General features: G+C 68.5%; 10 protein-coding genes and 1 pseudogene. 3 read left to right on the forward strand and 8 right to left on the reverse strand.

The annotated features are described in order from the left end of the window. Positions 1–25 precede the first annotated feature (25 nt). The 4 genes from QE454_RS05935 to dnaB all read right to left on the reverse strand — a co-directional run bounded on the left by QE454_RS05935 (position 26) and on the right by dnaB (position 5,610). Entirely contained in the window at positions 26–673 is a 648-nt protein-coding gene (locus QE454_RS05935) for a class F sortase (protein ID WP_307457028.1), read from the reverse strand. Beyond that, complete coding sequence (locus QE454_RS05940; RefSeq protein ID WP_307457023.1) at positions 670–1,917, reverse strand: hypothetical protein; 1,248 nt, start codon at positions 1,915–1,917, stop codon at positions 670–672. Before QE454_RS05940 ends, QE454_RS05935 begins: the two co-directional genes overlap by 4 nt. 247 nt (positions 1,918–2,164) lie before the next feature. Next, complete coding sequence (locus QE454_RS05945; protein WP_309668553.1) at positions 2,165–3,817, reverse strand: sigma-70 family RNA polymerase sigma factor; 1,653 nt, start codon at positions 3,815–3,817, stop codon at positions 2,165–2,167. A 425-nt stretch (positions 3,818–4,242) separates the two neighbouring features. Continuing rightward, complete coding sequence (gene dnaB / locus QE454_RS05950; RefSeq protein WP_103207564.1) at positions 4,243–5,610, reverse strand: replicative DNA helicase; 1,368 nt, start codon at positions 5,608–5,610, stop codon at positions 4,243–4,245. Between the two features lie 600 nt (positions 5,611–6,210). Between dnaB and QE454_RS05955 the strand changes: the two genes are divergently transcribed. Both QE454_RS05955 and QE454_RS05960 read left to right on the forward strand, forming a co-directional pair. After that, positions 6,211–7,260 (forward strand): hypothetical protein, encoded by a 1,050-nt coding sequence (locus QE454_RS05955; RefSeq protein ID WP_307457013.1) that lies wholly within the window; start codon positions 6,211–6,213, stop codon positions 7,258–7,260. 79 nt (positions 7,261–7,339) lie between these two features. Then, the gene (locus QE454_RS05960) at positions 7,340–9,073 is read left to right on the forward strand and encodes a chaplin family protein (RefSeq protein WP_307457010.1); all 1,734 of its coding nucleotides are present in this window, start codon (positions 7,340–7,342) and stop codon (positions 9,071–9,073) included. Positions 9,074–9,262: 189 nt separating this feature from the next. On the opposite strand, the gene QE454_RS05965 is transcribed toward QE454_RS05960, so the two are convergent. The 3 genes and pseudogenes from QE454_RS05965 to QE454_RS05975 form a co-directional block, all read right to left on the reverse strand. Next, positions 9,263–10,006 (reverse strand): amino acid ABC transporter ATP-binding protein, encoded by a 744-nt coding sequence (locus tag QE454_RS05965; RefSeq protein WP_307314028.1) that lies wholly within the window; start codon positions 10,004–10,006, stop codon positions 9,263–9,265. Continuing rightward, a complete protein-coding gene (locus QE454_RS05970; RefSeq protein WP_309668787.1) occupies positions 10,003–10,359 on the reverse strand; it encodes an ABC transporter permease subunit in 357 nt (118 codons plus the stop codon). The genes QE454_RS05965 and QE454_RS05970 overlap by 4 nt, the downstream gene beginning before the upstream one ends. Positions 10,360–10,450: 91 nt before the next feature. Further along, positions 10,451–10,699 (reverse strand): annotated as a pseudogene (locus QE454_RS05975) (amino acid ABC transporter permease); the annotation flags it as partial. On the opposite strand from QE454_RS05975, the gene QE454_RS05980 reads away from it, so the two are divergent. Then, positions 10,611–10,799: a hypothetical protein gene (locus QE454_RS05980; RefSeq protein WP_309668800.1), complete on the forward strand. Its 189-nt coding sequence runs from the start codon at positions 10,611–10,613 to the stop codon at positions 10,797–10,799. The pseudogene QE454_RS05975 and the gene QE454_RS05980 overlap by 89 nt on opposite strands. A 75-nt stretch (positions 10,800–10,874) precedes the next feature. Here QE454_RS05980 and QE454_RS05985 read toward each other — a convergent pair whose 3' ends face one another. Then, positions 10,875–11,741 carry an ABC transporter substrate-binding protein gene (locus QE454_RS05985; RefSeq protein ID WP_307457004.1) on the reverse strand — a complete coding sequence of 289 codons (867 nt, stop codon included), beginning with the start codon at positions 11,739–11,741 and terminating at the stop codon, positions 10,875–10,877. Positions 11,742–11,796 lie beyond the last annotated feature (55 nt).

Below are 11,796 nucleotides of genomic sequence, written 5' to 3' on the forward strand. Positions count from 1 at the left end.
CGCGCCCGCCCGCGCGGGTCGGCGATCATCCCTGCGAAACGGCGTGTGCGACCATGACCAGATTGTCGAGTGATGCTCCCCCCTCGCGCGGGAGGCAGGTGATCATGATCAACCGTCCGGGACCGGGAGTCCATAGGTGTTGGTCGTGGGCGAGATCGGGCTTCGGGATGCGACGCACCTCGTCCACGGCGTAAGTCACCGACGCGACTTCGACGATGTCTCCCGCTCTGAGAGTCGGCGCGTGAGTAGTCGGGTCTGAGAACGCATTACCCGGCGCTGTCCCCCGCGCGAGAGCGTGCATGGCCAAGATGACCGTGCCCGTCTCGGCATGATCGAGCGCAACGCTCCGGTCGCGCACGACGTACGCCGAAGTGAAGCCTGGCGGAGTGATATCTCCGTCGACCGATTCCAAGGACCCGAGAGCGACATCGAGCCCTCGGGAGGGGACGCGCAGACGCGTCCCCTCATCATCGACGGCCTCCGATTCCGCGAGAGGGGGTGGCGTCACCCCCGGCTCGAAGGCGACCTCGACTCCGGTGAGGTCCCGTGCCCCGGTCGACGTACCGCTGTGCCAGCCGCCGAGCAGTCCGAAGACCATGGCGCCGATTCCCGCGGCCGCGAGCGTTCCGACGATCCCCCACTGACGCCGGCGGCGGGGTGGACGACCCGTCACCTTCCCCTTCTCCGACGAGGCTCGCGAGACCGGTAGGTCAGGAAGACGGCAAGCGCTATGGCGGCCCCCAGAGCGGTGAGCCCCGCGAAGACGAGCAGTCCCATCAACCGTGACTCCATTGCTGCAGACCCTCCGGTGTGGGCTGAGAGTCCGATCGGTTCGGACGTCGACGCCGACGACGGCGCCACCGGCGATGCGGTGGGGGTCGGTGAGGCAGTCGGAGTCGGCGACACGGCCGGAGTCGGCGAGACGGTAGGGGCCGGCGAGACGGTAGGGGTCGGAGCCTGGCCGCCTCCCGTCCCGCCCCCGCCCTGGCGCACGACCTGACCGGTGACGGAGGCATCGTTTCCTGCCCCGATGCTGATGTGTGCGCGGTTCGTGTAGCTCCCAGCGACTCCCTGGTCGGTGACGCGTGCGGCGAAGCGGACGTCGTAGTAGTGCCCAGCTTCCGCCGTGAACGTCACGGAGTCCGGCGTCGCCGCGTAGGTGGAACGGTCGACGGGCGCCCAGTAGCTGGGGAACTCCCACCCATTGGCGCCCGTGACCAAGCGAGACGACGACCACAGTTCGGCGTACTGCACCCCGTTCATCTCGCCGAGGAGTTCCTGATTCTCAGCGAGGACATCAGACACCTTGACGGTTTCGCCACCGGAGAATCCGCTCCGACCCGACCCCACCTGAACGACCCAGACGATCGTGCCGGTGACGGCGTCGTACTGGCCCCACTTGCCGTTGTCGCGGCCCGTGAAGGTGCACCCCTGGGTGCATACCTCGCCGGGACCCGGGTTAGGTGATGGCTCCACCTGGACGCTGAGAGTGTGGCCGTCAATGTTGTAGACGACGGTCCCTTCCTCCGCGGCTTCGTTCTGCACCGTCACCCAGAAGAAGAACGTTCCGTGGAGGTTCTCGGGGTGCGCACTCAGATAGTCCGCGTCGAAACTGCAGTCCAGGGTGGCCTGATCCACGAGGCAGCGGCCCATGACCGCCCCTGCGGGATCGACCAGCGGGAACGCGTCCGAGCGGCCCGTGAGCTCCGGGGGCAGGGTGAGTGTGAATCCTGCGGGGGAAGCGGGGTTGTCGGGTAGCGACCAGGTGCCGCGGATCTCGGCGGACGAGCCGTTCTTCACCGTGGCACTGGTGAAGTCGAGAGAGTCGATCGATGCCGTTGTGGCCCGCGCGGTCGCGGCCACCGACGCCGAGGGCGAGAGGCTGAAGGAGGCGACGAGTACGGCGATAGCGGCCATGGCGGCCAACGACGTGCGCGCCCATGCGGGCGGTCTGACTTTCGACGGGAACAAGGTCACGGTGACTCCAATGCAGAACTGATCTCGCATCCCGCATCGACGAAAGCGGTGCGGGACTCGCATGAAAGAGTCGAGTCAGCGCGTTTCATCACGCGATCTCCCAAAAAGATTTCGGGAGTTCTGCTTTGGTCCGCGGCCTTGGCGGAATGCTTGTCAGCGCCGAAGGAATGCAGGCTGCCGAACGCCGCTACTCCGCAGAAGGCCTGACGAGGAATGTCACGCGCGTCGCTTCTGCGGCGCTCTCGTCGAGCCGTTGGTAGGCGACCTCCAGCTCGTGGACCCCCGGGGCCAGACCGACCAGGCCCGACATTGTCGACCGGCCGATCCGCCGCTCCAGGACACCGGATGCAGGGATTTCCAAACCGGCAGCGAGTTCTCGACCGTCGAGACGGATGACGAGTGGACTTGCTTTCCACCCACGGACGATCAACGCCACGGGATCCGTCCCGACCACCGCGCCCGCGGCCGGCGCTTCAATGAGCGGGACGAACGCGAAGGGCGCGGATGAGACGACCGTCGACGTCCTCCCTTGGGAGTCGATCGTCACCGCGGCTACCCCCGCATCAGTCGGTCGTAGATCATCGATCTTGATCGACCACTGGCCCGACGCCGGCACCTCGGTCTCGGCTGCTGCATCCGGTCGTCCCTGGGGCCAAACGCGTACGCGGGTTCCCGGCGTTCCTCGTCCCTCGATGGCAGGCGCCTCGGTCGCCGCGGGCTCCCACGCATCGTCCACCGTCGGGGTCTGTGGCGCAGAGGAAGTGGTCGGCTCGGGGGTCGATTCAGGAAGGGCCGAGTGTCGTCCCGGTGCAGGTTCCGACCCGGACGGCACGTCTGAGCCGGCCACGGGCGCGACGCCGATATTCGGGAGCGTCAGCGTCGTCCGTGAGGGGGCTGGGACGGGTGGATCCAGCTCGATCACGACCGGTCCATCGGCATCCGCCTTCGGATCGACCGACTCCTCGGGAAGGGGCGTGTCGAGGGCGTGGGGTAGCTCCTCGCTGAGAAGCGGTCCCGAAGCCACCGAGTCGTTCGCCGCGACAGACACTTCCGAAGAATCGAAGGCCCCCGTCAGCGCCGCGCCCGCCCCCGATGCACCCCCGACGAGGACGACGATCGACGCGGCGATGGCCAACGATCGTCGAGAGCCGACTGCGCGCCCACTCGAGGATCTCTGCGCCACGACGGCACGATCGAGGCTCGTGCCCGCTGCTGCCACGGCCGCGGCTCCTCCGACGAGGAGCAGCAGGGACGGCAGAAGCCCCACGACGGCGCGCGCCTCGTCGACGAGGGCCGAACAACGGCGACAGGTCGTCACGTGGTTCTCGAACGCCTGTCGATCTCGAGCGGACGCGGTGCCTTCCTGGACGGCACCGAACACGGCGAGGGCCCTGCGGCACTCCTCCGGGCACCGTTCGAGTTCGAGGTGCGCCTGCATCCAGGCCGCCCGCAATGATCGTCGAGCGCGGTAGAGCAAAGAGGACGTCGCCCCCGGCTTCAACCCGATGGCGGAAGCAGCCCGGCGCGGGGGAATACCTTCCACATCCACGTACCAGAGCACGGCCTGCCAGCGCTCCGGCAGGGTTCGGAAGGCCCGCCCGAGCGTGGACTCACTGAAGCGAGACGCCATCATGGCAGCCGGGTCGCCGTCGGTGACACCTCCGACGACGGAATCGAGCTCTACGTCGTCGACGAAATGCTGCCTGTAGCGATGCTCTCGCGACGCGAGATGACGCACGACGGTGTACAGGTAAGGGCGGACGAGTTCGTCCGGGCCCGAACCTCGACGCAATGCGGCAATGGTCCGCTCGAATGCCTCCGACGAGAGGTCATCCGCCATGGAGTGGGATGACACCACCGCAGCGAGCTTCGTGACGGGCAGGCGGTGCCGACGCCACAGGAGAGCGACAGCCTCGTCGTCCCCCTGCCGAATTCGAGCGATGAGGGATGGGTCGCTCGGCTCGCTTTCCGACATACGACCTCCGCTCGTTCATCTTCGAACCAAAAGCACGAGCCTAGCAAGGGCCGAAATCTTTGTGGGAGAAACCGCTTGAGAGGAATGTCGCCTGACCACCTCGCCTGAGAGCCGCGAGATCTACGCCTTTCCTCACGACGTACCAGGGGCGATCGAGCGCAGCGCGATGCAGTTCTCACCCGGTCGAATGATCGAAAGGATTTCGAGTCCCTCGGGGTTTTCCCCGGCGAGCGGTGGAACCACCGTAGGTGCGTCACATGGCCGTGGACTTTGCCGGGTCGACCGGGAAGCTACATCCCCGGCGCCATATCCGTGAATCGCGAATAATGCCCTTGGAACGCCACCGTGATCGTGTCCGTCGGCCCGTTACGGTGCTTCGCCACAATCAAGTCCGCCTCACCCGCACGAGGTGAGTCCTTCTCGTAGGCGGCCTCGCGGTGCAGCAGCACCACCATGTCGGCATCCTGCTCGATCGAGCCCGACTCACGAAGGTCCGAAAGGGCGGGCTTCTTGTCGGCGCGCTGCTCAGCGCCACGGTTCAGCTGCGACAGCGCGATGACCGGAACCTGCAGCTCCTTGGCCATCAGCTTGAGCGCGCGCGAGAACTCACTGACCTCCTGCTGGCGCGACTCGACGCGCTTACCGCTCGTGAGCAGCTGCAGGTAGTCGATGACGACCATCTTCAGACCCTCGCGCTGCTTGAGGCGACGGCACTTCGCGCGGATCTCGACCAGCGTCATGTTGGGGCTGTCGTCGATGTAGAGGGGCGCGTCGTTGATGCGACCGCGGGTGGAGGCCACCGTGGTCCAATCGCGCGAGTCGAGGGTTCCCTTGCGCATGCTCTGCAGGGGGATCTGACCTTCGGCGCTGAGCAGGCGCATGGCGATCTCGCTGCGACCCATTTCGAGCGAGAAGAAGATGCACGGGGCGTTCGACTTGATCGCGGCGGCGCGGGCGAAATCGAGCGCGAGGGTCGACTTACCCATGGCGGGGCGTGCGGCGAGCACGATCATCTGCCCGGGGTGCAGGCCGTTGGTGAGCTGGTCGAGGCCGGCGAAGCCCGTGGGAATGCCCGTCATCGACCCGTCGCGGCCTCGAGCGGCCTCGATCTCTTCGACCGCGGCATCCACCGCCGTCGTTAAGGGGATGTAGTCCTCGGCGCTGTCATCGCCCGAGACGTTGTAGATCTCGGCCTGGGCGCTGTTGACGAGCTCGACCGGGTCGCCCTCGCCGGCGTAGCCCATCTGCACGATGCGCGTGCCGGCCTCGACCAGGCGGCGCAGCATCGCGCGCTCGGCGACGATCGAGGCGTAGTAGCCGGCGTTGGCGGCGGTCGGCACGATCGAGGTGAGCGTGTGCAGGTAGTCCGCTCCCCCGGCACGCTGGAGCTCGCCCGTCTTGATCAGCTCGTCCGTGACGGCGACGACGTCAGTGGGCTCACCGTGCGAGTACAGGGTGAGGATGGCCTCGAAGATCAGCTCGTGCTTCGGCACGTAGAAGTCGGGGCCTCGCAACGACTCGATCACATCGGCCACGGCGTCTTTCGACAGCAGCATGCCGCCGAGCGCGCTCTGCTCGGCGAGCGTGTCGTGCGGGGGCGTGCGCTCGGGGCGCGGCGCTTTTCCGAGACGTTCTTCGGCGATATCGGCGATCGACACGGGCTCTCCTTCAGTTCGGGCACCCCTGGCCGGGCCTCGCGCGCGCGTGAAGCGTTCGCGGAAACGGGGCTCGGGGCGGCCCCGGCAGCATGGAATCACCGACGTCCGACATCGACGCGCGCGGCAACGTGATCCAGCTGCCCGAGGGGCTGCACCCACGGTAGATACCACGCTCTCCACACGCAAACGAGCCTGTGGATAACTCTGTGGAAAGCCTGCGGGAAACGCCGCGAGATCTGTGCACAAGTGCTGTGGAGAACTCGGTGGATGGGTCCGAATTGTGAGCAGTTACATGCCCCTGATCTGGGTTTTATCTATCCACAGGTTTCCTGGGGAAATCCCGTGTGAAGTGAACGTTGAAGGTTCCCTCGATAAGCATTCACATGTGTACAACTCGGGGGATAACTCGCCGATGGCGTATCGACCAAAGGCCCTCGCTGTCAAATTTTTCTTCACCGCCCGGCGTGTCGCCCGTCACCAGCCCGTTCCCAGGGAACTACCTAGATTTCACCCGCCCCCTTCCCCCCGGGTGAATCGCGGCGTAGCGTCGCCGCCCAAGAGTTTCGGAGATTCACCTTTGGGGGGCGAATCATGGAGAACGTGTCCGATCGGGGGGCATCGCACCTGCTGCGGTTGCTCCTCGTCGGCGTGTCCACCGCGCTCGGAGCCGCAGCTCTCTCGGTCGCTCTTTCGGCCTCCCCGGCTTCGGCGGATGACGGCTCGGGCGGACTGCTCGGCACGATCGGCTCGACGGTCAACCAGGTCACCGACACCGTCGACGATGTCGTCGGTACCGTCGTCTCACCCACGGTCGAGCACGTCACCGAGACCGTCGCTCCCGTGACCGAAGTCGTCACCGACGTCGCACCCGCCCCCGTCGCCGAGGTGGTCACGACCACCACGGACACCGTGTCGAGCACCGTCTCCGAGGTCGTCGACACCGCGAACACCACCGTCGGCGGCACTGTCGGCACCGCGGGAGACGCGGTCACCGACATCGCCGGCTCGGGCGTCGTGGGCGGGGTCGTCACCCCCGTGGTCGAGACCGTCCAGTCGGTCCCCGTCGTCGGTGATGTCGTCCACGCGGTCGGCCTCGACGATCTCATCTCGGGTGTCACCGACGCGGTCGACGCGGCGCTCCCCGTGATCGTCGGCACCCTCCCCCCGATCTCTCCCGTGATCCCCGCGATTCCGGGCATCCCGACGGATCCCGGCGGCGAGGCCACCACCCCGATCATCGACGCGCTGCCCCTCGCGCCCCTGCCGGTCGAGGCCGCGGCAGACTCTGCTGCGACAGTGCCCGGTGCCCCCTCGACGGGTCCCTCCCCGGTTTCGTCGTCGCCCCGAACAGCCCTCTCGAGCCCGGTGGTGACGCTCTTCGCGGCCGCCACGGGCGGCGACGCCTCCGCGACCCTCGCGAGTGCGCAGAACGCTCTCCAGGCCCTGCCGATCGATGTTCACGGCGACCTGGGCGCGAGCACGGGCTCGAGCTCGTCGGCATCCGGAAACTCCGGCGCGGGCGGCGCGAACGCCGCAACAACCGACGGCGGCAAGCTCTTCGCCGCTCCGCTTCTTCTCGACCGCCGGAACGTCGTCGACGACGATCTGCCCGGCACCCCGGTCTTCGGCACCGACGTCTCTCCTGACTGAGGACGGTCGCACCGTGCATTGCACGGCAGACGACCCCGCGCTTTTCGCGCACCCTCATTCATCTACAGGAGAAACTCTCATGCGCAAGATCTACTCGCGTGTCCTTCTGGGCACGCTCGTCGGAGGCGGCCTCGCCGTCCTCGGAGCCGGCATCGCCAATGCCGCAGACACCTCAGGCGTCGACGGTCTGCTCTCGGGCGACCAGGTCGGTGTCTCGGTGAACCTTCCGGTCACCGTCGGCGGCAACGCCGTCTCGGTGATCGGAGACAGCAGCAGCGAAGGTGCCGACACCTCCGCTCCCGCCGCCCCCGCTCCCGCTCCCGTCACCATCACCGATGGCAGTGACGGCGTGGGCTCGGGCAACCAGGGGCTCGTATCGATCGACGTCCCCGTCACGGTCGGCGGCAACGCCGTCTCGGTCATCGGAGACAGCAGCAGCACGGATGCCGACACCTCGGCGCCCGCGCCCGAAGCTGCGGCTTCCGCGACGGACACCAGCACCGACGGCAGTGACAGCATCGTCGGCGGCAACCAGGGCGTCATCTCGATCGAGGCCCCGGTCACGGTCGGGGGCAACGCGATCTCGGTGGTCGGTGACAGCAGCACCGAGAACGCCGGAACCACCGGCGGCAGCACCTCCGGCTCGACCGGCGGCAGCACCGTCACGGACGGCAGCGACGGAATCCTCGGCGGCAACGTCGTCGACGCCCCGATCGGCCTGCCCGTCACCGTCGGCGGCAACGCCCTCTCGGTGATCGGTGACAGCGTCTCGAACGACGCCGACACCACCGGCGGCACCACGGGCGGCTCCGGCTCGACCGGCAGCACCGTGACCGACGGAACCGACGGAATCCTCGGCGGTAACGTCATCGGCCTCCCGGTGGGCGTGCCCATCACGGTCGGCGGCAACGCCGTCTCGGGCATCGGCGACAGCGTCACCGACGGCGCCACCACCACCGGCGGCACCACCGGCTCGACCGGCACCGGCACGACCGTCACCGACGGCATCGGCAGCGGTAACGTCATCGGCCTCCCGGTCGGTCTGCCCGTCACCATCGGCGGCAATGCCGTCTCGGGCATCGGCGACAGCGTCACCGACGGCGCCACCACCACCGGCGGCACCACCGGAGGCGGCTCCGGTGACGCCGGCACGGACGGCACCGACGCCATCGGGGGCGGCAACGTCATCGGCCTCCCGGTCGGTCTGCCCGTCACCATCGGCGGCAACGCCGTCTCGGGCATCGGCGACAGCACCTCGCAGGACGCCACCACCACCGGCGGCACCACCGGCTCGACCGGCGGCACCAGCACCGATGGCACCGGCAGCATCGGCGGCGGCAACGTGATCGGCCTGCCGATCAACATCCCCGTCACCATCGGCGGCAACGCGGTCTCGGTGATCGGTGACAGCACCACCACCGACTCCACCACCGGAACGCCCACCACGCCCGGCACCCCCACCACGCCCGGCACCCCCGGAACGCCCGGCACCCCCGGAACGCCGGGAACGCCCGGCACCCCCGGAACGCCCGGAACGCCCGGCACCCCCGGAACGCCCGGAACGCCCGGCACCCCCGGAACACCGGGAACGAACGGCACTGATGGAACGAACGGCACCGTCACCGTGGCAGGCTCGCCCGCCTCGGTCGGTTCGGTCAGCGCCCTCGCCGCCACCGGAACGGGCACCGCACGCGGCGCCCTCGCCGTGACGGGAACGGACGGCTCGACGGCCGCCGGCCTCGGCCTCGCGGGCCTGCTGACCCTGCTCCTCGGGGCTGGTCTGCTGCTGCGCCGCCGTCGCTCGGTCGCCTGACCCGGAGCGTTCACCCACGGAATGCGACACCGGATGCCACGCCCTCGGGCCGGCATCCGGTGTCGCGGCGTGCCCGGGCCGGGGCAGGCGCGAACCCTCGCACCGGCTCACGGTCCGGTGTCGACGGCTGAGCTCGTCGGGGCCGTCGACTGGCCCGTCGACCAGCTCAGCGCAGCCGATCCGCTCAGGCTAGAGCGCGCCGCCCCGACGCTCGCGCTCGAGGAAAGCGATCGTCTCGGGTCTCTGCGGAGCATCGAGGATCTGCGCGGGAGTGCCCTGCTCGACGATCCGCCCGCCCTTCATGAACACGATGCGGTCGGCGACCTCTCGCGCGAACGACATCTCGTGCGTCGCCATGAGCATGGTCGAGCCGCGGTCGCGAAGAACCCGAACCAGGTCGAGCACCTCGCCGACCAACTGCGGGTCGAGGGCCGAGGTGATCTCGTCGAGCAGCAGCAGCTCGGGGTCGGTCATCACCGCGCGTACGATCGCGACGCGCTGCTGCTGGCCGCCCGACAGGCGATCGGGGAACTCCCGCGCCTTCGCGCCGAGACCCAGTTGCTCGAGCAGTTCGGTGCCCCGGGCGTAGGCCTCGGCCTTCGGCATCCCGTGCACCTTCCGCGCCGCCAGCGTGACGTTGTCGATCACGCGCAGGTGCGGGAAGAGGTTGAAGTGCTGGAACACCACGCCGATGCGCGACCGGGCGGAATCCTGGTCGATGGTCGGGTCGGTCAGATCGTCGCCGTTGAGCAGGATCTGGCCGTCGTCGACCCGCTCGATGAGGTTGATGGTGCGAAGCAGCGTCGACTTGCCCGAGCCCGACGCGCCGATCAGCACGACGACCTCGTGCTTGGCGAGATCGAGGTCGATGCCGTCGAGGACGACATGGTCTCCGAACGCCTTCCGCACCCCGCGGACGTCGAGGACACTCATACGATCCCGCCCATCTGTTCGCGCTTCGCCAACCGCGCCGAGACGTAGTCGGTGAGGCGGATCATCGGCAGCGCCATGGCCACGAACAGCAGCGCCGCGACGATGTACGGCGTGAAGTTGTAGTACTCGGCCGCCGAGATCTGCGCCGCGCGCACGGCATCCACCGCTCCGAGAACCGAGATGAGGCCGACGTCTTTCTGCATCGAGACAAAGTCGTTCATCAGCGCCGGCACGACCTTGCGCACGCCCTGCGGGATCACGACGATCCGCAGCGTCTGGCCGTGAGTCAGGCCCATCGAGCGGGCGGCGACCCGCTGCGAGGGGTGCACGGCTTCCATGCCCGCGCGCAGCACCTCGGCGATGTACGCCGAGTAGGTGAGGCACGATCGCGATGGTTCCCCACAGCACCACCGGCACTCGCCCGAACACGCCCAGTGCGGGCAGGCCGAAGCCCACCAGGTACAGCACGATCAGCAGGGGGATGCCACGGAACAGGTCGGTGTACACCGTGGCCAGCGCGCGCAGCGGGAAGAACACCGGACCCCGCAGCGAGCGCAGCACCGCGAGGGTCGTGCCGAGCACCGCCACGGCGAGGGCCGCGACGATGAGCACCTGGATGTTGACCCACAGCCCCGCGAGGATCGACGGGAAGCTCTTGATCGCGATGTCGAGGTCGAAGAAGCTGCGGCGCACGTCCTCCCAACCGGGGCTCGACAGGATCGCCCACCCGACGACCACGACGAACACCACCGAGCTGACCAGGGCGATCAGCACCGACTTCGTCGACTGCTGACGCCGCGTGGCGCGCCGGGCGAGTTCGAGCTCGCTCGGCCGCCACGCGGTGTCGGATGAGGGGGATGCCACGGAGTTACTTCAGCACGGGCGCAGCGGCCGTGCCGCCGAGCCACTTCTGCTGCAGCTGGTCGAGCGTGCCGTCGGCCTTGAGCGCGTCGATCGCGTCGCTGACGGGCGTGGTCAGCGCCGAGCCCTTGGGCAGCACATAGGCGAGCTCGTCGCCACCGGCCGAGGAGTCGGGCAGCTGACCCACGACCTTGCCGTTGTCGAGAACGGCCCCGGCGAGGTAGAACGCGGTCGGCAGGTCGACGACGATCGCGTCGACCTGCCCCGACTGCAGAGCGGCGACGGCATCGTCGTTCGAGTTGAAGACGCTGAGGTTGCCGGTGCCGAGCTGCTCGGCGGCCACCTGGTAGCTCGTGGTGGCGCTCATGACGCCCACGGGGATGTTCTTCAGCTCGGCGACCGTGGTGGCGGAGGCCGCGGGCGAGGTGCCCGTGGTGACGATCGCCTGGGTGGTCGTGAAGTACGGCGACGAGAAGTCGACGGCCTGCTTGCGCTGCTCGGTGATCGAGAACTGCTGCACGTTCAGGTCCCAGTCCTTCGGGCCCGGGGCGATCGCGCTGTCGAAGTTCGAGCGCACCCACACGATGTCGTCGTTCGTGAAGCCGAGCTTCTCGGCGACGGCGCACGAGACGGCTGCCTCGAAGCCCTCGCACGACGCGGGGTCGTCGTTCTCGACCCAGGGCGAGAACGCGGGCTCGCCGGTGGCGATGGTGAGCTTGCCGGCGGCGACGGTCTGCAGCGCGCCCTCGGTGGCGGGGGCGGCGCCGGCGTCGGAGCCGGAGGGGGCGAACGCGCAGGCCGTCAGGGTGACGACCGTGGCGGCGGCCAGGGCGGTCAGGGCGGCGACGCGGCGCAGGCGTGCGGAAGCGGTCACGATTTCTCCTCGTGGACGTATCGGGGTCATCCCCGGAGTGCTGTGATGTGCACAG

This window comes from Microbacterium sp. SORGH_AS_0454 (assembly GCF_031453395.1).
GTDB lineage: Bacteria > Actinomycetota > Actinomycetes > Actinomycetales > Microbacteriaceae > Microbacterium.

Excerpts from the sequence above, each read along its gene's own strand:
- QE454_RS05940 (WP_307457023.1), bottom strand. The coding sequence starts at position 1,917 with ATGGCCGCTATCGCCGTACTCGTCGCCTCCTTCAGCCTCTCGCCCTCG.
- QE454_RS05945 (WP_309668553.1), bottom strand. The coding sequence starts at position 3,817 with ATGGCGGATGACCTCTCGTCGGAGGCATTCGAGCGGACCATTGCCGCA.
- QE454_RS05960 (WP_307457010.1), top strand. The coding sequence starts at position 7,340 with ATGCGCAAGATCTACTCGCGTGTCCTTCTGGGCACGCTCGTCGGAGGC.
- QE454_RS05965 (WP_307314028.1), bottom strand. The coding sequence starts at position 10,006 with ATGAGTGTCCTCGACGTCCGCGGGGTGCGGAAGGCGTTCGGAGACCAT.
- QE454_RS05980 (WP_309668800.1), top strand. The coding sequence starts at position 10,611 with ATGAGCACCTGGATGTTGACCCACAGCCCCGCGAGGATCGACGGGAAG.